The sequence below is a fragment of the Hamadaea tsunoensis DSM 44101 genome (assembly GCF_000428945.1).
GTDB lineage: Bacteria > Actinomycetota > Actinomycetes > Mycobacteriales > Micromonosporaceae > Hamadaea > Hamadaea tsunoensis.
On the sequence record NZ_AUAX01000007.1, the window covers coordinates 130,650 to 148,218 of the forward strand.

Consider the following 17,569-nt stretch of genomic DNA (forward strand, 5'->3'; position numbering starts at 1 on the left):
TCTTCGCGACGTGCCATCGAGGAAGGCCTAGCATGACCGTGATCATCACGCCGACAACGCCCGGCGGGTTCAGCCACGACCAGGAACCGGTCGCCGGCGCTTCGCCCCGGAACCCGACCCCCGCTGCGGATCGCGATCGCACGGCGCCGTTCCTTGCTCCGCCCGCTTCGGAGGAGCAGAAGCCCGCGCCTCGTACCTCCGACAGCGACGAGGTGACGATGCATCGATTGCGCCACCCGTTCACCGTGGCATCCGACACGGACCATACTGGACAGTGACGACGGCCATGTACTCCATGGGAGTTCATGGCGTGGAGATCATCTCAAGCCCTGCTGACACTCGGGTGACGCCGAGATGTCGCGCCTGGCAGGTGACCTTCGCCTGCCAGACGCGACCAGACAGCCACGCCCCACGCCCCGCGTCCATGGGCCAGCGGCCGTCCCCAGCACATCGGTGTGCTGAACACTTCCCGGACGTGTTCGCCGCGCCGCCGCCGATTCCGGGGGTTCGGCCGGGTCACAACCCTCAGAAGTAGTTGATGCCGTAGCCGGAGAACCCCGACAGCGCGTACGCGACGCTGCTGAACAGGAAGTTGTCCGTGCAGATGTTCCCGTTCGGGTAGCGGTCGGGGCACTCGGTGCCGGAGCCGCCGTTGGCGTTCATGATGCCGGCCTGCAGGATGCCGGCGGCCCAGGCGCGGTCCTGAGTGTGCAGGCTGATGACCGACGCGCCGCTGTCGCCGCTGGCGGCGATGATGGAGCCATCGGTGCTCGTGACGTAGTTCGCCCGGATGATGCCGAAGCCGTCGTTGAACTCCACGGCGATCTGGCGGATGGTGCCGCACCGCTGACCCATGTTCGCCCCCTCCTGGCAAACCACGGTGCCCACGGTGCTCATGCCGGGATCCTGCTGGGTGAGGTAGCGAACGTTGGTGGGGTTGCCGACGTTGGACCCGCCGAACACGAGGTCGGAGCCGGCGGCGCTGAAGACCGCCGCGCCGTTGTAGCCGGTGCCGACCAGCTGCTGGCCGCCCATCGATGCCCCGCTCGGCGCGTGGTAGGGGCCGTCGTTGCAGTGCCGGGCCGAGATGTAGCGGTACACGCTCGCGCCGTAGATGACGCCGAACCCGGTGGTGCAGAAGCTGCCGCCCGCGCCGAGCATGATGCCGCCGCCGTTGTACGGCGAGGAGTCGTTGTACTTGCCGCTGAGCGTCTGGGCGACACCGTACTGCGCGTTCACCGGCACGCCGAGTTCCGCCTCCAGCGTGGACTTGATGACCCCGATGTCCTTCACCCTGGACTTGTTCGCGTCGATGTACACCTGGACGCCGTCGAAGTCGGCGGAGAACCCGCCGAACCCCGACAGCGCGATGCCGCGGTTCGCGAACGCCGTCAGGTGGGTCTCCAGGTAGCTGGTCGCCACGGCCAGCCGGTCGCGGCTCACCTTGCGGGGAGCGACGAGTACGCCGAGCCCGTCCGCCGCGGCCTCACGGCGGATCTGCTGCAACGCGGGGGCGTCGGCGGCGCCGGACCAGTAGACGATCATCTGGTTCGAGGCCGGCGCCACGCCGAAGTCGACCGCGTCGGCGAGAGCGGCCTTCGCGGAGCCGAGCCTCGCCTTGGCGGCGGCGACCTTTTCGCTGGTGTTCGACAGCGCCTCGAGGTACGCCTTGTCGTGCAGCCGGCCCTTGTCCAGACCGGCCGCGACATCGGGTACGCCGTTGGAGGCGACCTGGAACTGGCCGGCCGCGGCGGCGGCCGAAGCCTGCGGCGCGGCGACCACGGTCGCGAGGAGGGTCACGGCGGCGGCGATGTACAGCGCCCGGGCCGGCCGCAACGAGTGGGCTCCCAAAGGAGATCGCATTCTCATGGCCGCAGAGTCTGGCCAGGACGTGGCCCGACCGACAGCGACAATCTCTACATTCCACGTACACGATCAGTCGTCAAGGCATGGCACGGCGCACGTGGCGGATCCTGACACCCCGCCGGCCGAGTTTCGCGTGACGTCCTCATGGTCCGGCGGGAGGATCGAAGGCGAGCTCGAGGTGAAATATGATCAGCGCACGCAGCGGCGATGAGCGACTATGGGAACGCTCCCACGATGTGGATACGCTTAGAATTCTCTAAGAAGTCCATGAGAACTTATCGATGTGACAACTATCAATGGCCTACCCGCCCACATCCTGCTCGTCCACGCGATCGTGGTGTTGCTGCCACTGTCGGCCGTCCTCGTCCTGCTCACAGCGGTATGGCCCGCCGCCCGTGCCCGGCTGGCCCTGTCCAACCTCGTTCTGTCCCTCGTCACACTCGCCCTCGTCCCGCTGACCACCGACGCCGGGGAGTGGCTCATCGCCCGGGTGCCCCGGTCCGCCGCGCTCCACGAGCACGCGCAGGCCGGCGAGAACGCGATCTACGCCGCCATCCCGGTGGCCGTCGTCGCGGCGGTCATCTTCGCGCGTACCCGGGAATGGGGTGCCAAGATCCTCGCGCCGTCCTCGACCGTGGTGACCGCGGTCGTCATGGTCCTGGCCACCCTCGCGGCCGGCGGCGCCTGCTACGACATCTACCTCATCGGCGATTCCGGTGCCCGCGCCGCGTGGGTCGGCAAGTATTCGAGCGAGCCGCACCCGCGCAAGTCCTGACAGGACGGACGGCCCGCGCACCCGGGCCGAATTCAGGCCGAGGGCCACCGTCGAGAGCCTTGCGCGGGACCGTGCCGCGTCGGGCCGAGCACCTGCTTCGAGAAAACCGAGCCCGCGCGGAACCATGCTCGTGCCGGGCGGCGAAGACGCCGCGGATCGCCTAGGGAGGGTCGCTCTCGCGGCCGGTGGCCGAGACCCGGGGGCGGCTGTGAGCATGCCGATCAGCGGGCGTTGCCTTCCGGGTCGTCGCAGATGCGGGTGACGGGTGGCGGCCCACCGCCGTGTGCCGGGCCGAGGTCGGCGCAGAGCGGTGGGTCCGTCGTCGCGTTCTACGCCGCCGGCTTCTATACGTGGAGCTGAACGAGGACGCCCTGATCGCCCTCGGTACGCAGTGACTCCACGGGGATCCGGCCGTAGAAGAACATGACCAGCTCGTTGGCGGTGCCCCAGACGGCTGCGTCGGCCGGCTCGAGGGCCTCATCGGCGCCAGGGCCGTGCGGGAGTTCGGCGGTGCGCGTGTGGCCGTCGGAGACCCAGAGGCGCCAGGAGCGGCCCTCGGTGGCGTGGTAGTCGACGACCACCGGCTTGTGCGGCCAGGGCTCCGTTCCTGCGCAGCGGGTGGTCAGGAACTCGTCGACCCCGTCGAGCGCCACCTGGCTGGACAGTGGCTGCGGGGCGCCCACCGTGACCTGGGCGTCGTAGGTGTGCACGGCGAGCTGCTGGAGCTGGTCGCGAGCGACGGCACCGCTGGTCTGCGGTGACTGCGAATCACCCCACCACGTCCAGCAGCCGCGGTCCGGTCCGGCCTCCCGCAGCGCGTCCAGCAGTTCCTGTACCGAGGCGGCGAACCAGGCCAGCAGGGCTTCGCGCTCCTGGGGAGCCGCCGGGACGGAGAAGGTCGCCGGATCGTCGGCGGGCCCGGCGGCAACGATGGCGGCCCATTTGTAGCGCCCCTCCACCAGGTGCTGCACCAAGTCGAGCAAAGTCCACTCGGGGCAGGTCGGCACCTGCATGTCGAGGCTGGGTGCCGCGGCGACCGCCGCCTGGAAAGCGGTCGATCGCTCATCCATCAGCCGCAACATGTCGGCGAACGCAAGATTCTTTTCCACTGGGGCTTTGTAGCACCACACACCGGCAACCGACACTGGGTTTTCGAGGACCGCAAAGCTCGGTACTAGGTGGTAGGCCCGGGTGAACAGGCGATCTGGGGTCGCGTACCTCATGTCATGGTCGGCCTGAGACCTTGCCGGGGTTGAGCCGGCGACGGCGCCACGGTGTCGCCGGGGCGCCCAGCGGATGACCTGCTCAACTGAGGTGGCCCGTTTTTCGGCTGGTGCGGTTCTTGCCAGGGTCGGTCATGGTGAATGCTTGCCAGGCGTGCGCAAGAAGTTCACGTATCGCGGGACTGTGCGTGCTCTTCCAGATCAGGGCGAGCAGCGCGGGTGTTTCGACGCGGCATGCACACGATCGGGTGTCCGCTCAGGTCGCGCAGGGTGATCTGTCGCTGGTTCGCCAAGGGGTGTGCAGCCGACGACCATCCCGACAGTGAGCCGGCCCCGGATCAGGTCGGTCACCTCACCCACCGCCTGGCTGACCGCTCCCACGGCGGCGAGCGCGGCGCCGGCGTGCTCGAGCGCGCTTTTCCCGCCACGGTGAGGGTGGCGGTGCGCGCCGACCGGTCGAACAGTTCCGCACCGAGTTCACGTTCCAGTTGGCGGATCTGGGCGCTGACCCCGGATTGGCTGATGTGTACCCGCTCGGCCGCCCGGGTGAAGTTCTGCTCCTCGGCGACGGCGACGAAGTACTCCGGCTGCCTCAGGTGCATGACTGGGGGTTCTAGCTCCTATCGGATCCATCTGTAGGACTTCTGATCTGTGGACAACGAGGATGGGATGCGCTGACATCGATGCACTATTTCTCGAATGGCGCTGTCCGATCCGCGGCCGTAACACCACCTGGTGCGGTGCGCAGACAGTTCCCGCATGTGGTGGCCGGCAAATGGACCGACACCGTCCGGTGGCCGTACGTCAACCCCATCACCCCTCGCCGACCTTCTCGCCGACTGCCCGTCATGTCGGCCCGAAAGGCGTGGTGGCCCGACGTCGGCTGCAGACGCGGAACGGTTCGCACGCGGTTCCTGACGTCACGGCTGTGCGCCGACACAGTCCCGGAAGCGGGACTACGCCGGCGCACAGCCAGGCGGACGAGGGGAGCGCGGCAGGGACGTCCGTCAGGCGATGTCGATGGCGAAGTCGGCCACGACTCCGTTGTGGTCGGAGTTGGTGCCGGTGATGATGCGGTAGTCGGTCATGTACATCAGCTGTGACTCCGGTACGCGCTTCCAGAAGTAGACGTAGTCGATGTGCCGGGTGTCGTGCGTCGGGGTCGCCTTGACGCCGAGGATGTTGTACACCGACCGGAGGTTCGGCAGCTCGTTGGCCTCGAACACCTTCCACGGGAACTTGGCGTACCCGACGCGCCGGTCGGCTTCGAAGTCGACGTTCAGGTCACCGCTGACGATCACCTGACCCTCGTCCTTCTTGCGTGCGGCCAGGTCCTTGACCGCCTGGAACTGCTGCTCGGCGCACTGCGTACGCGGAATGTCGGTGGGATGCCCGTTGTCCTCGATGCTGGAGTTGGCGTGGAAGTTGATCTGGAAGACGACCCGGCCGCTGGCCTTGTGCCTGTACTTGACCCAGTTGTTGTAGCGGGCGGGTGGGACGTCGCCGGGGCCGTTGGTGTCGCAGACGAAGTCCGAGCCCTTGTCCAGGACGTCGAACATGCTCTTCTTGGCCAGCAGCGCCTCGGCGGAGGCGTTGTACGGGGTGGGGGAGTAGAACCACCAGCCGTTGTCCGCGGCCCAGGTCTGCAGGAAGTCGCGGCGGTTGGCGACCTCGTTGAGTCCGACCAGGTCGGCCTTGGAGGTGATGAGCTCCAGGTCGTGGACGAACTGAGCCTGGGTTAGCTCGTTGAGGATGTTGAGCGTGCCGGCCTGGAACGTGGCGTTGGCGGCCGCGGCCGGCGACGCCGGGAGGAGGCCGGCCGCGAAGACCGCGGCGGCGATCAGGGCGATGTTTCTCCTGCGCATGGTGCTGTTCTCCTTACGGCAGTTGGACCTTGAAGTCGGCGTCGGCGCCCGAGCCGGTGATCACGAGCCGCCCGGTGCGGCTGTTGCGGCCGCTGCTCTGGTCGGCCAGGTAGTTCCAGGTGACCCAGGGCTTGCCGTCGCGGGCCCGGTAGACGTCCATCGCCCCGGGACCGCGCTTGTTGCCGGGCAGGCCGTACTTGCGCATGTCGTCGGGCAGGCGCACGGCCGGGCCGGAGTAGGAGAACCAGGCCCGGTTGGGGCCGGGCATCGGTGCGCACAGCCCGTCGTCGATCTTGGAACCGCAGTAGGCGATCCCGGTCGCGTAATAGTTCTCCGCCCAGGCGTTGCCGGAGTAGAACAGGTACCAGGATCCGTTGTTGTAGAAGGCGCTGGGGTTCTCGATGACGGTCACGCCGCCCGTGTCACGCCACTTCGCCCAGGCGAGGTTGTCGCTGCGCAGGATCACGACCGGGTCGCCGTTGCGGTCGACGGTGCCGTCGGTGTTGAACGACAGCATCATCACCGACAGCGCCGACTCCAGGCCCTCGGCCCGCTGACCGTCGCGCCACAGATCGCACCCTCCGGCCCCTGCGTGACGTCGGCGTCGAGGGCCCAGCGGTCGCCCTTGTCCGGGCAGACGATCGGCGTCGACTCGGGGTTGAACGGGCCGAACGGGTTCTGCGACCGGGCGACGCCGATGCATTTGCGGCCGTTGTCGTTGCGATGGGTGGCCGTATAGAACAGGTAGTAGCGGCCGACGCCGTCCTTCACCTGATACCAGGCGCCCGGCGTCCAGATGCCCGAGCCGTCCTCCACCCAGGCGCCACCCCCGGCGGGCATCGCGTCACCGGCGATCACCGGCGACGTCCCGACCACGTTGCCCGAGCCGGAGACCGCGTAGGGGACGTTGCGGCCGTGCGCGCTGGCACCGTAGGAGATGTACTGGTCGGACCCGTCATGCAGGGCGATCGTGTCGGCGCCCGGGAACGGGAAGTCCTGGGACTCGTCGGCCGCGTCGAGGAGTCCCGCCTGCGCGGACACGGCGGTGGTGCCACTCAGGACGGCGAGGGCGAGAGTCAGTCCGATCGCGACAGTTCGGAGAACGGTCTTCATGAGCGTCGATACAAACATGAGGGTATACAGAACTGCTACAAGTTCCATTCAGCCGGCGCACAGTCCGGGATGGCGCGCACCGGCCTGATGACAGCCTTCGGCCGCGCCTATCCGATGGTGCGGGTGTCCGTCGCCACCCAGGTGAGCTCCCAGGTTGCGCCGCTGTCGGCGGAGAAGGACTGCTCGAAGCGCGCGGAGTCGTCGTCGATCTTCAGGATGACGAAACGGACGAGGATCGCCCGCCCGCGCAGGGTGTCGACACCGAAGAACTCGCCCCGATCGTCGGTGAACTCACCGAACGTCGGAGAGGTCAGCACGCCGTCGCCCAGGTTGGCGAAGTTCAGGCTCCACTGGCCGGCCTCAGGGTTGTAGAGCCTGAGCGACACCCCTCGGATCCTGCCCGACGCGTTCGCGACGTCCAGCTCCACCAGGTTCGCGGCACCGTCGCAGAAGGGGTGGACGACCGACGTCCCCTCGAACTCGAGCCAGCTCGCCTCGGGGGTGAAGGCGCCTCGCAGCACTCGTACGTGGGTCGTCCACGTGCCGATCTCCCAGTCGAAGTCCCGGCTGCCGTCGCGGCTCATCATGACACCTCATCCTCTGGAGACAATCTGGTCGAGAAGGAGAACGCGTACCCGGGGCGCCGAGGTTGACAGGTTCGGGGCAGTGCCTGCCCGTCCAATCTGACAGCGATACTGGCGGCTGGCTGGTGGCAGAACGCTGCCGTGGGTGCTCTTGCCTGCGGGCATGTCGCCCTTCCCGGGTCGAGCCGCATGTGTGCCCATCTGATCGGTACGGAGGCAGAGGACCGCGTCCGACTGCTCACCGGGCGTCAGTTGGACAGTGACCTGTGCCTGTCGGCTGTGCGATCAAACAGCCCAGAACGGCGAGCGGATCGACCTCATGGTCGCCTGCGAGGGTTGCGTCGCCCGGGTGACGGACGCGGACTGGGGCATCGTCGGTTGGTGGGGCACGCCGGGGATCGTCGAGCGGCCCGAACCGCTTGACGTTTCGTCATCAAGACGTCCCTGCCGGTGCCGGTCATCGACGTTGCCTCCATCGCAGCCGCACGGTACCTGTCGAACTCGACCACAAGCCGCCGCGGAGGGGGCCTTGCTGCGCAGGCGGCTGCACGTCAGCGCTGACGGGCGGTACGCCGCCGTAGTCAGCGACTTCGGCCGCTACGGCTAGGTGCTTGACCGTGGCACCAGGGATGCGACCCTAACCATTGATGGCGGCGACTATCACGCCGACACTGTGCCGTCCTCGGTCGCGTTCGTCGAGCATGGCGCGCGCACGGTGGTGATTCACCGGACGGCATGGAATCGGCTCGAGGTTTCCGAGGCCGCCACCGGGCAATTGGCGACGCCGCGGCAGCCGACCGCGTACCGGCAAGGTGAGCCTCGGCCCGAACACTACTTGGACTACTTTCATGGCAGGCTCTACGTGTGCGGCTGGGTCGCGTCCACGGGCGTGGTGTAGAAGACGATCACCGTGGAGATCTCGGTTGATGTTACGCGGCGATGGCGGTGTTGTCGGGTAGGGCTGTCGGGCTGGGCTCGTTGTCGCCGGTGATGAGAGTGAGTCGGGCTTTGCCGAGGATTTCGATGCCCATATAACGCCTCTGTTCGGTCCATTCGTCGGTCTGCTCGGCCAGGACGGCGCCGACGAGGCGGATGATCGCGGCCCGGTTGGGGAAGATCCCGACGACGTCGGTGCGGCGGCGGATCTCCTTGTTCAGCCGCTCTTGGGGATTGTTCGACCAGACCTGACGCCAGATCTCGTGCGGGAACGCCGAGAACGCCAGGAGGTCGTCACGGGCTTCGTCCAGATGTGTTGCCGCGTCAGGGAATCGGGCAGCGATCGCGTCGACGACCCGGGTGAACTGTTCGCCCACCGAGACGGCGTCAGGCTGGTCGAAAACGGTTCGGACCATGGTGGCGACCCATGGTTGCGCCGTTTTGGGGACCTTGGTCAAAGGTTGCGCAGGTAGTGCGTGCGGCAGCGTTGCCACGCCGCGCCGGGCAGCGTAGCGCCGATCGCGTCGACCAGGCCGCGGTGGGCGTCGGAGACCACCAGGCGGACCCCGGCGAGGCCGCGGGCGGTGAGGCTGCGCAGGAACGCCAGCCAGCCGGCGCCGTCTTCAGCGGAGGCGACGTCCAAGCCGAGGACTTCGCGCTGCCCGTCGGCGTTGACGCCGACCGCGACCAGGGCGTGGACGTTGACGGTCCGGCCGCCTTCTCGGACCTTGATCGTCAGCGCGTCGCACCACACGAACATGTACGGGCCGGCGTCCAAGGGCCGGTGGCGGAACGCCTCGACCTGAGCGTCCAGATGCGTGGACATCTCGCTGACCTGACTCTTGGACAGCCCGGTCACGCCGAGTTGCTCGACGAGTTTCTCCACCCGCCGGGTCGACACCCCCAGCAGGTAGGAGGTGGCCACGACGCTGACCAGAGCCTGCTCAGCCCGGCGGCGGTGCTGCAACAGCCAATCCGGGAAATACGATCCCGAGCGCAGTTTCGGGATCGCCAGCTCGATCGTGCCGGTGCGGGTGTCCCAATCCCTTGCCCGGTAACCGTTACGCGAGTTGATTCGCTCGTCGCTGCGGACACCGTACGGTGCGCCGCACAGTGCGTCGGCTTCGGCTGACATCAACGCATCCGCGAACGTCTTCACCATGTCCCGCAACAGATCCGGACTCGCCGACTCCAGTTGCTCGCGTAGAAAGCTCGCAGGGTCCACACTCTTGGGAACGGTCATCACGCAGTTTCTCCTTGATCATGACTTTGGCGGTCTGAAAAAGGATCTCTGTGATGACCGTCTTCTACCTCACGACACGCCCAACCGCAGGCCCGCCGTACACCACCCCCGTGGACGCGACCTGCGGCTGGAGTACTAGAGTGGACCAAATAGCCAGTTGCCACGAGCTGATTCGTCGTCAGTGCCCCAGAACTCGGCGATAGCCTGACGCAGCTCGGCCAGGGTGAGCCGACCGTCGGAATCCGCGTCGAGATGCGCGAATGCGGACCGTGTGGCATGGTCCGATAGGCGGAACATCGTCTGGTAGAGCAGCTGGAACTCGTCCGGTGTGAGCCACCCCTTACGAGCCCTGTCCGCCGTAGACAGCGTTGCGTCGACCAGCGGCCCGAGATACCGGTTGTAGCTGTCCGGATCAGCACCAATGCGTTGCGTCAGGGCCGAACTGAACTCCTCGAACGAGACCTGATTGTCGTGATCCTGGTCCATCGGCGCTATCACGTCTCGCCACAGCTGCACCCAGCCGTCAATGACGGCTCTCGCTTCAGGCTGCTGTACGTCGATGCCGAGCGCATCGACGAACCGTCGGCCCGCCGCTTCGAAGTCCTGGACGTCCAGCGTGCCGTCTTCATTGGTGTCTAGGGCCTGGAAACCACGTCGTAGCTTGCGGGAGAGTAGTTCGCCGACCATTGTGTTCCTCCATGTCCTGCCCGTGATGCGGCGACATGGATCCGTCGCCCGTTCCTGCGATTGGAACGCATGTCGAGCACTGGTGTTGCCGCAGAACAACACCAGACTCAGTCTGGCTTCGGAAGCACCGGTCGCATCCTGGCCTACGGCTGCCGGAGGATGACCGCCAACTTCGCCGCCACCGTCGGCGCGATCACCAACCTCGAAGTCTGCCGAACGTCGACATACGCCCCATACGTCACCTACTCAGGCGTAATGCCGCCGGGCAACGCTTCGCGGCGAACCGAGCGAAGCATCATCGTCACACCTCGTGCAAGGAGGACGAATGTCTCGGACGACATTTCGCGCCTGGCCGCGCTTGCCGGGGCGATGATGCTGGCCACGCAGGGGTTCGCGGCGCCCGCCCAGGCAGCGGGACCACCCGCGCTGTTCCAGTTCAAGTCGAACCTCGTAGTGGACTGATGGTCGAGTTCCTGTGCGCCTGCCGGGTAGCGGCAGGCGCACAACCACGGGCGGGCGGCGTGGAAAGCCGTCGCCCGCGGGTCGGGCCGAGCGTCCCAGGGGCCGTCCGCCGTCGGCGCGGTCGGCCCAGAGCGGCGAAGCTGTGTTCGTCGAAGGCCTTCGGCACGTCCTTGCTCGCTCGAAGGTGATCATGCGGTGGATGAGCCGGCTGCGGTGGCTCGCGTGGAAGCCCGCTGGGTCCGCCTTCCGGGGCTACGGCCCTTCGACGGCCCAGCGGCACATCGCCGAACGGCAGCGCCATTCCACCGCCTGTACGCGCACGCGGCACAGACGGGTGGGCTGTCGTGGTCGTCATCGACGGCCCACCGGTCGCGCGAGGTGGAGCCCCATGGTTGGCCGCTCCGATCGGATCGCAGCGGCCACCCGTCAGTCGGAGAGGATGAGGACCTCGTCGGTGAAGTGCAACGAGGACACTCCCGTCGTCGCGCAGATCAGCGGATTCGGGTTGACCGCGACGAGTGTCTCGACGATCGTCGCGCCGGCGAAATGACCGGCGGTGACGGTTCCTTCGAAGGTGATGACGGTCGTGCCCTCGGTCCGTTCGACGCGTCGGGTGGTGGACACCGTGCTCGTCGTCGCATCGTTCCAGGAGTAGGCACGCGTCACCGGCTCGCCCGAGGCGACGGCCAGTTCGAGGCATGACCGGAGGCTGGTGAAGCTGGTGGTGTACCCGCCGCCGGTGATGGTCGATCCCACGGTGAGGCACAGACCGAGCGGCAGCGCGCTCGTCCCGAACCGGGCGTCGACGGACTGAAGCGTGGATGTCTCGGTGTTGGTCAGCGGCGGGCTGTACGACACATCCTGCCAGCCGGTGCAGTCGAGCAGCGTGACTGGATCGGCCTGGGCGGCCGACGGTGCGGCCAGGACCCCGAGGATGACGGCGGCAAGGACCGCCAGCGCGCGAACGGACATGTGCAGGACCCTTCTCTTCGGCGGGCGAGACTGCGGTTGCGCCGCCCGGTCCTGCCATTGGAACTCCGGCCGCGAGCCGGTGTTGCCGCGACGCAACACCGGACTCGCGGGCTCGCCGGGCACGGGAGTGGACGCCGGCCCGGCAGGCCTACAGCACGGGGAAGGTATAGGCCGAACCCTCGCCGCGGCGGAGGTACCACTTGAAGTTCACGCCCCCTTCGTTGTTCAGCAGGTAGGGCTGGCCCTGGTACTGGTAGACGGTCAACAGCACGTCGCCGTCCCGGGACCACTTCTGCGTGACGTCCGCGGCGTCGCACGCCACCATCTGCAGGTACTTCAGGAGTCCGGTGCCGTCGGAGTTCTCGAAGCTCAGGCATCGTCCGAGAGTGCTGAGTCGGCCGTTGGTGATCTGCTGGGTCAGCGGGTCGTAGACCCACCGCTGATCCAGCGAGGTCGGATCACAACTCCGGCCGACCATCGGATACGGCGGGTTGACGTCTGTGCCGGCGCACTTACCGTACGGAACAGATCTGATCTGGAATGTGAGGGGCAGGGGATCCGCCTGCGCCGGTCCCTGCAACATGACCGTGAAACCGGTCGCGAGCAGCAACAGCGCGAGCAGGCCCGTCAGCTTCTTCATCGTCGACCTCCGGGGGCGACCTCGTTTCCCGCCGTCGAGGGCGACGGGAGCGGCCTGTACCTGCGGGGACGGTAGGCGTCACCAGGGGCTGGATGATGCGTCACGGCATCACCCACGTCGGCACCACCCGCCCGGGCGACCGCCGCACGCGGTGTCCGTCCGTCATGGCTGGACGCGTGGCCTCCTTGGATATCGCCACTGTGGGGGAACCGAGTGCTTCTCATGCCCGCATCCGGGAGATCGGGTTGCGAATTCGAAGGCTGCGCGTCGAGCGCCGGCTGACGTTGCAGCGGCTGGCCGAGCGTAGCGGGGTCGCCGCCTCGACGATCTCGCGGTTGGAGAACGGGCGGCGCCGCACGCCGACGGTGGCCGTCATCGAGCGCCTGGCCGCTGCCCTGGACTGCTCCCCGTCGGACATCATGGGCGTCGAGCCGCCGGGGGAGGCTGTCCGGGACCCGGCCGGCGACCTGCTCTCCACTTTGATCATGACAAGCGTCGACGACACCGGTCCGATCATGCGGGCCCGGGATCTGCGATCAGGCGTCGCGCAGATTCGCCGGCTGCGCCAGCGGTGCCTCTATCGCGAGGTGCTGGTGGCCGCCACCGAGATCCTGCCGGCCGCGCACGCGGCTTTCGGCGGGTCCCACGCCGCTGCGGGACAGCTCGTGTCGGTGTGCTTCGACGCCTCCATCGCCGCCCGCATCGCCGGCGACACCGCGGTCGCGTGGATCTGCGCCGAACGCGCGCAGGAGGCCGCCGATCGTGACGGGGGTGCCGCACTGCGGCAGGGCGCGACGTTCGCGAGAGCGTTCGCAGCCCTCGCCGACGGAGCCGCCGACCGCGCTCTGAAGATCGCCGAGGGCGGGCTGGTCCGGAAGGGCGTTGGCACCGCGTCCGGCGCCGGCATGCTCCATCTCGTCGCCGCGGCGGCCACCGCGCGGCTGCGCGGTTCCGTGGCGCGTGGCCGGTACGGCGCGCACCTGGATGCGGCTCGCGGTCTGCTGCCTGCCGCCCGCGAGGACACCGACGTGTTCGCGCTGGGCTTCGCCGCGCCGAACGTCTGGCTGTGGGCGCTGAACATCGCCCTCGACCGGGGCGACGTCGCGGAGGCCGACCGCGTCCGCGCGTACATCCAGGCACGCGATCTTCCGCTCGCGCGGAAGGCGAGTCTGCAGGTGGGCCTGGCGCGCCTGGCCCTGCTGAAAGGTGATCAGCGGTTGGCCCGCAGCCTGATGGAACGCGCCGCGAAGCTGGCCCCGCAGTACGTGGCGGGCCACCGGGCAGCTCGGCTGGTCAGCCTCGCGTTGGGGGCGGCGGGGGCTGCCGCGGCCGGCGCCGCGGCAGCCGGTGAGGTCACAGGCAGCTGACGGTACGCGGATGGGCCGGGTCGAGCGCGTTCAGCGTGAGCGCGACGGCGGCCGGGTCGTAAGGCGTGTGCAGGTGGTCGGACAGATCGAGCGGGCAGAAGTTCTGCAGGGTGTAGTTGGTGACGGTGGCGCCGGGACCGGCGGTCAGGTACTGGTTCTGGTACGGGGTGACGACTTCGTCGAGCCGCGACACGATCGTGGTGTACGCGACGCCCGGCCGCGTGTCGCCCTGGGCGTCGAGGGTCTGATTCACCTCGGAACCGACGAGCTGGTCCTGCGCGGCGGGTCCGGCCAGCAGGCTGACGTCGAGCCCCAACGCGTTCGCGAGCAGGCCGAGCCCGTCGAGGGTCGTGCCGTGGTTGCTCGGCGAGATCCCGACGAGCCGGCCGACCTTGGCGGCCCCGCCGTCGAAGGCCAGGTACCAGCGGGGCATGACCCCGCCGCCCTGCGAGTAGCCGACCAGATCCACTTTGGCCGCGCCGGTCGCGGTGAGGACGGAGTCCACGTATGAGGCCAGCTCGGCGGCGGAGTCGGGGATGTGCGCGGTCGCCTTGACGGGATTTCCGGCCGCGCCGCCGTAGTCGAGGGCGAAGACGCAGTAGCCGTTGTTCTTCAGCTCGGCGGAGATCCGGCCCCAGGACGACAGGGCGTTCGCGAACGTACCGTGGATGAGCACCACGGGGCGCGGATGGCCGGCGGACGGATGGCAGGACCAGTCGTTGGCGCCGGGCGGCGGTGCGTCGGGCGTGAGCAGCGACGCGGCCTGGGCTGCTTCGAACAGGTAGTAGGGCGTGGCGGCGTACGCGGGGATCGCGGCCTGACTCATGGCGGCGACGGCGGCGACCCCGATGACCAGGCGCAGGATGCGGCGATGCATTGCAGCCTCCGAAGTTCGGTGGGACGAGTCGTCCCTCAGCGTTCCGGAGCGCGGCCTTCCCCGATACGCGACATTCCGCCAGGTAGAACGCCATTTTTCGGGGAGATCGCCACCGTCCCGCGGCGGGCATGGCGCGGCCCCGCGGCCGTGACTTCGGGGCCGCGGCGTTCGATGTACGGGTCAGCCGGCCTGCCGCCGGATCGACATGGAAGTCGCGTACGCGGCGCGTCGCAGGAGGGTCTCCTGTGCGGGCTGGCCGAGGTAGGGCTCCCGGCCGGTCAGGATCAGGGCGGCGACGGCAGTACCCGACGATGCGTAGACGGCCGTCGCCATGGCGTGCAAGGGCCCGGAATTCGCATGGGTGACTCCCGTGTGGACGGCCTCGTTCCGGTTCGCGGTCAGGACGCCGTGCGCGGCCTGCTCAGCGGCCGGCGCGTACGGCTGCTGGACGAGCCAGACCCGGTCGCCGCGCGAGCTGATGGTGTCCAGCAGGATGACGCCGACGCCGTCGCGGACGGCCAGGCTGGCCGGCAGTCCGCTGCGGTGGTGCAGATCGGCGAGATGCGGCAGGGCTGCGGCGCGCAGGCCGCTGTGCTGGGTGAGCATGCGGCGCTGCAGCGCGTCGCCGAGGCCGCCGCCGATCCGGTACCCGGCTCCGACGCGCTCCACCGCGCCGGCGTTCTCCAAGGCGCCGAGGAGGCGGTGCACGCTCGACTTGGGAAGGTTGGTCTCGCGCGCGATCTCGGCCAGGCTCGCTGGGCGGTTCTGCGCGGCCAGGACCCGCAGGACCGCCACAGTCCTGGCGACCAGGGGGACCTTCGCAAGCGCGTTGTCCATCACGTATCGCTCCCTTGGGTCGAGAAGCGACGAGCCGCCGGAGGGCATCAGCCACGCACGCGTCGGCGGCCCCGGTGCTCATCCTCGCCTCTCGATTGTTGCCCTGCCTGAGCTGGGGGTTGTTGCTCGCGGGCAAACGCTGCGACGTCACCCGCACGGGGTGTCCGGGACGGCCGATCGTGCGAGGGCGGGCCTTCGCCGGCTAGGCCAGCCGCCGGAGCAGCGCCTGGGCACCGCGATTCCCGGCGAGGTACTGAGGTGCCTGCTGCTCGGCCCGGGCGAGCCAGGCGCGGGCCGTGAGGTCGTCGCCGGCGAGCGCGGCGAGGCGGGCGAGGTCCACGTAGTAGCTCGTCCGGCGGGTGAGCGGCAGCCTGTTCGAGCGGATGCGCCGGGCCGCCTGTTCGGCCGCGGGAATGTCGCCCTCCTCGAGGCTGATGCCCAGCCGCCAGAGCCAGATGTTCGCCTCGGTGAAGTGCAGGGCGAACGGATCGGGGGCGCCGGCGGCCGCGGGGAGAAGAAGGTGCGCCGCCTGCAGCTCACGGTCCCGGCGTTCGGCGCCGCCCGGTAGCCGTGCGCTCGACTGGGCGGCGACGAGACGCAGCATGCCGGTCAGCGCGGCCTCCCGTGCGTCGCGTGGCGACACCTCGGCGGCCCCGACGATGTGCAGGACGCGAGCGTTGGCCCGGTACGCGAGGGCGACGTGCGCCCGGGCGAAGGCGGCACCGAGGACGAGGTAGGTCTCGCCGCTGCGCTCGGCCGCGTCCTGCGCCCGTTGGGCGGCGATCCAGGCTATCGCGGTGTCGCCCGTCGCCCGGGCGGCCATGGCGGCGTCGAAGCACAGCATCACGAGTTGGACGGCGGCCGAGGATGACGAGCCGAACCCGGCGTGCGCGAGCGGCATGGCCTCTGCGGCCGCGCGGAGGACCTCTCGATAGCGGCACCGGGTCCGCAGCCGCCGGACCTGCCGGACGGCGGCCGCCACGGTCCCGGCATCGGCGTGACCGCCGTTCTCGTCGAGGCTGGTGGCGATCAGCGAGGTCAGCAGGTCGCGTCCGTCGCCGGGGGACGGTGGGGGCACGGGGTCGGCGGAGCCGAGCAGGTCGGCGGGCGCGCACCCCAGGGCGGCGGCGAGCCGGTCGACGACGCTCGCCGTCGCCGTCTGGCGCCGCCCGTTCTCCAGGCGGGAGATGGTGGAGCTGTCGACGCCGCTGCGCTCGGCGAGGTGGCGTAGCGTCCATCCCCGCTCGCCGCGCAGCCGGCGGATCCGTACGCCGATCATGCGCGCTGTGACGGTCAGTTGTTCGGTGGAGGTCATGGGGCGGCCTACGGGGAGGTGCCGACGCGCATCGGCAGCGTGCCTGATGAGGACCGTTGCCGACTCGGCAATAGGACGAATTCTAACTATTCGGCGACCGCCGAATAATGAGATGCTCTTCGATTCCGCCGATCGGGGGTACCCGTTCGTGGCCCGCGCGGTGCGCGGCGGCAGCGGCGTTGACGCGCGGCAACACGTTCGCCCGCCGGACACGACCGTGGATCGGGCGGACGGCGTGTCCGCGTGGTTTCTGTCGAGGAGGTATTTCGTGATTCCGCGATCTCTGGTCCGGCGCCTCGCGGTGCTGGGCGCGGTACTGGCGGCGGGTGTGGGCACCGCCGTCGTGACGGCACCCGCCCCGGCGTCGGCGTCGGTGCTGACGACCTGTGTCGGCACGTCGCAGCAGACCTACCAGCCGCCGTTGACCCTGACGACCCGGCCGACCAGCCTCTCGGTGGTGACCACCCTGGCCGTGTGCGGCGGTGGTCTGACCGGCAGCTTCTCGCTCGGGCCGACCCCGCCCGCGGACGCCTCGTGTCTGCTCAATCCGCCCGCCGTGACGGCCACCGTGACGATCCACTGGAACAACGGGCTGACGAGCACGATCACTGCTGTGTACGCCGTCAGCCGCTCGGACGGGCAGACGGTGAGCCAGGTGCTGGGCTCGGTGACCTCCGGGCTGTTCGCGGGGGCGGCCTATACGCAGACCTCGGCCGGACTGGATCTCGACCCGCTGGCGTGCGCGGGAAGCGGCGTCGCCACGAACTCCGGCCCGATCCTGGCCACCTTCGACGGACTGTGACCGAT

At 68.9% G+C, this 17,569-nt stretch carries 18 protein-coding genes and 2 pseudogenes; 6 read left to right on the plus strand and 14 right to left on the minus strand.

Annotation, left to right across the window (positions count from 1 at the left end):
• The first annotated feature begins 32 nt into the window (after positions 1–32).
• On the plus strand, positions 33–278 hold the full coding sequence (locus tag G401_RS0114875) for a hypothetical protein (protein ID WP_027343120.1): 246 nt from the start codon (positions 33–35) through the stop codon (positions 276–278).
• 247 nt (positions 279–525) lie between these two features.
• Here G401_RS0114875 and G401_RS0114880 read toward each other — a convergent pair whose 3' ends face one another.
• Positions 526–1,869, minus strand: coding sequence for a chymotrypsin family serine protease (locus G401_RS0114880; protein ID WP_157545736.1), 1,344 nt, complete (start codon positions 1,867–1,869; stop codon positions 526–528).
• Between the two features lie 280 nt (positions 1,870–2,149).
• Here G401_RS0114880 and G401_RS0114885 point away from each other — a divergent pair, with 280 nt between their 5' ends.
• Entirely contained in the window at positions 2,150–2,641 is a 492-nt protein-coding gene (locus tag G401_RS0114885; protein WP_027343122.1) for a DUF2231 domain-containing protein, read from the plus strand.
• Positions 2,642–2,985: 344 nt separating this feature from the next.
• Here G401_RS0114885 and G401_RS0114890 read toward each other — a convergent pair whose 3' ends face one another.
• The 6 genes and pseudogenes from G401_RS0114890 to G401_RS45835 all read right to left on the minus strand — a co-directional run bounded on the left by G401_RS0114890 (position 2,986) and on the right by G401_RS45835 (position 7,429).
• Entirely contained in the window at positions 2,986–3,711 is a 726-nt protein-coding gene (locus G401_RS0114890) for a maleylpyruvate isomerase family mycothiol-dependent enzyme (RefSeq protein ID WP_245601724.1), read from the minus strand.
• 450 nt (positions 3,712–4,161) lie between these two features.
• Positions 4,162–4,466: pseudogene (locus tag G401_RS45825) on the minus strand (LysR family transcriptional regulator); the annotation flags it as partial.
• 405 nt (positions 4,467–4,871) lie between these two features.
• Positions 4,872–5,729, minus strand: coding sequence for an endonuclease/exonuclease/phosphatase family protein (locus tag G401_RS0114900; protein ID WP_027343125.1), 858 nt, complete (start codon positions 5,727–5,729; stop codon positions 4,872–4,874).
• A 13-nt stretch (positions 5,730–5,742) separates the two neighbouring features.
• Positions 5,743–6,249 carry a glycoside hydrolase family protein gene (locus tag G401_RS0114905; protein WP_157545738.1) on the minus strand — a complete coding sequence of 169 codons (507 nt, stop codon included), beginning with the start codon at positions 6,247–6,249 and terminating at the stop codon, positions 5,743–5,745.
• On the minus strand, positions 6,249–6,842 hold the full coding sequence (locus G401_RS52735) for a glycoside hydrolase family protein (RefSeq protein WP_027343127.1): 594 nt from the start codon (positions 6,840–6,842) through the stop codon (positions 6,249–6,251). The genes G401_RS0114905 and G401_RS52735 overlap by 1 nt, the downstream gene beginning before the upstream one ends.
• Positions 6,843–6,949: 107 nt before the next feature.
• On the minus strand, positions 6,950–7,429 hold the full coding sequence (locus tag G401_RS45835) for a hypothetical protein (RefSeq protein ID WP_051366682.1): 480 nt from the start codon (positions 7,427–7,429) through the stop codon (positions 6,950–6,952).
• A gap of 604 nt (positions 7,430–8,033) precedes the next feature.
• Between G401_RS45835 and G401_RS0114920 the strand changes: the two genes are divergently transcribed.
• Entirely contained in the window at positions 8,034–8,324 is a 291-nt protein-coding gene (locus G401_RS0114920) for a hypothetical protein (RefSeq protein WP_027343128.1), read from the plus strand.
• A gap of 31 nt (positions 8,325–8,355) precedes the next feature.
• On the opposite strand, the pseudogene G401_RS45840 reads toward G401_RS0114920, so the two are convergent.
• A pseudogene (locus G401_RS45840) lies at positions 8,356–9,605 on the minus strand (IS256 family transposase).
• A gap of 135 nt (positions 9,606–9,740) precedes the next feature.
• Positions 9,741–10,292 (minus strand): EF-hand domain-containing protein, encoded by a 552-nt coding sequence (locus G401_RS0114930; RefSeq protein WP_027343129.1) that lies wholly within the window; start codon positions 10,290–10,292, stop codon positions 9,741–9,743.
• Positions 10,293–10,451: 159 nt separating this feature from the next.
• On the opposite strand from G401_RS0114930, the gene G401_RS55835 reads away from it, so the two are divergent.
• Complete coding sequence (locus tag G401_RS55835) at positions 10,452–10,754, plus strand: hypothetical protein (protein WP_157545740.1); 303 nt, start codon at positions 10,452–10,454, stop codon at positions 10,752–10,754.
• 426 nt (positions 10,755–11,180) lie between these two features.
• Here the strand turns inward: G401_RS55835 and G401_RS0114940 are convergent, their stop codons facing one another.
• On the minus strand, positions 11,181–11,726 hold the full coding sequence (locus G401_RS0114940; RefSeq protein ID WP_027343131.1) for a hypothetical protein: 546 nt from the start codon (positions 11,724–11,726) through the stop codon (positions 11,181–11,183).
• A gap of 148 nt (positions 11,727–11,874) precedes the next feature.
• Complete coding sequence (locus tag G401_RS0114945) at positions 11,875–12,366, minus strand: RICIN domain-containing protein (RefSeq protein WP_027343132.1); 492 nt, start codon at positions 12,364–12,366, stop codon at positions 11,875–11,877.
• A gap of 245 nt (positions 12,367–12,611) precedes the next feature.
• On the opposite strand from G401_RS0114945, the gene G401_RS52740 reads away from it, so the two are divergent.
• Positions 12,612–13,733, plus strand: coding sequence for a helix-turn-helix domain-containing protein (locus G401_RS52740; RefSeq protein WP_169734192.1), 1,122 nt, complete (start codon positions 12,612–12,614; stop codon positions 13,731–13,733).
• Here G401_RS52740 and G401_RS0114955 read toward each other — a convergent pair.
• From G401_RS0114955 to G401_RS52750, 3 genes are all read right to left on the minus strand, one after another.
• Complete coding sequence (locus tag G401_RS0114955; protein ID WP_027343134.1) at positions 13,720–14,610, minus strand: esterase/lipase family protein; 891 nt, start codon at positions 14,608–14,610, stop codon at positions 13,720–13,722. The two genes, G401_RS52740 and G401_RS0114955, sit on opposite strands and share 14 nt — an antisense overlap.
• A 180-nt stretch (positions 14,611–14,790) precedes the next feature.
• A complete protein-coding gene (locus G401_RS52745; protein ID WP_051366683.1) occupies positions 14,791–15,447 on the minus strand; it encodes a helix-turn-helix domain-containing protein in 657 nt (218 codons plus the stop codon).
• A 202-nt stretch (positions 15,448–15,649) separates the two neighbouring features.
• A complete protein-coding gene (locus G401_RS52750) occupies positions 15,650–16,762 on the minus strand; it encodes a helix-turn-helix domain-containing protein (protein WP_051366684.1) in 1,113 nt (370 codons plus the stop codon).
• A gap of 268 nt (positions 16,763–17,030) precedes the next feature.
• On the opposite strand from G401_RS52750, the gene G401_RS0114970 reads away from it, so the two are divergent.
• The gene (locus G401_RS0114970) at positions 17,031–17,564 is read left to right on the plus strand and encodes a hypothetical protein (protein WP_157545742.1); all 534 of its coding nucleotides are present in this window, start codon (positions 17,031–17,033) and stop codon (positions 17,562–17,564) included.
• The last annotated feature ends 5 nt before the right edge of the window (positions 17,565–17,569 follow it).